The 1,131-nt window shown below is 44.3% G+C and carries 1 protein-coding gene; it reads left to right on the top strand.

The annotated features are described in order from the left end of the window. Positions 1 to 213: 213 nt before the first annotated feature. Positions 214 to 1,131: ISNCY family transposase (locus AB4512_RS20490; protein ID WP_372175498.1), on the top strand; the 918-nt coding region annotated here is incomplete at its 3' end.

Below are 1,131 nucleotides of genomic sequence, written 5' to 3'. Positions count from 1 at the left end.
ATATCAGTTAAGTGAATTAGAGTTTTGAGTCTAACGCGTTTTTGTCCAAAAACGAGTTGAACGAAGCTGCTCTGCGACTGTGATCACCAAGCGATTCTGTCGTACCTTAATTACCAAGCGACTTTGTCATTACAATAACTACCGAGGGATTTTGACGGGACTGAATTAGCGTACTTTTTAAAGTAATCAAATAAGCTTTAAAGGGTGCTAAGGATGTTCTACATGGATTCAAAATCACAGTTTACTGTCGATATCATTAGCAAGGTCATTGATGGTAAAATGACTATCAATAGTGCAGCCCAATTACTGCAAAAATCACGGAGAACCGTTGAACGTTACTTGAGCCGCTATCGCAAGGAAGGCATTCGGTTCGTGATTCACGGTAATACTGGTCGTGCTCCCATCAATAAAATCCCTGAGGCACTCAAGAAAGAGGTCCAAGCCCTCATTCAAACCAAGTACTACGACTTTAATCTTCAACATCTATCAGAGCTTTTGAGTAAAAATGAAGGGCTGTCGATTAAGCGTGAAACGTTACGTTCTTGGGCGCATGATATTCACCACGTGAAGCGCTCTAAACGACGTAGAAGTCGAGTGAGAAAGTATCGAGAGCGTATGCCGTCGCCTGGGCTTATGCTGCAAATGGATGGTAGCCCTCATCGTTGGTTTGGTGATGAAAAGTCTTGTTTGATTGCCATTATTGATGATGCTACCAGTGATATTCATGCGCAGTTCTTCCCGTCAGAGACCACTGAGGGCTGCATGAAGGTGATGCGAGCTTATATTGAAAAGCGAGGCATATTCAAAACCCTTTACGTGGATAGAGCGGGGATCTTTGGTGGGCCGAAACGCAGCAACTTCTCGCAAATGCAGCGAGCTTGTGAGGAACTCGGTATTGAAATTATCTTCGCCAACTCACCTCAAGGTAAGGGGCGTATAGAGCGCTCCTTCGATACCTTCCAAGATAGGTTGGTGCCTGAACTTCGATTGCACAACATCACCGATATGGAGAGTGCGAATCGATACTTACAAGAGGAGTTTATCCCAAAATACTGGATGAATAATGTGATGGTTCAGGCGACTAACTCGAGCTCTGCTTTCAAGTCGTTGCCACCAGACCTAGACCTTAAC

Source organism: Vibrio sp. 10N.222.52.B7 (genome assembly GCF_041474275.1).
GTDB lineage: Bacteria > Pseudomonadota > Gammaproteobacteria > Enterobacterales > Vibrionaceae > Vibrio > Vibrio crassostreae_C.
The sequence above is the reverse complement of the archived record's forward strand: the minus strand, read 5'-3'. Positions and strand labels throughout refer to the sequence as shown.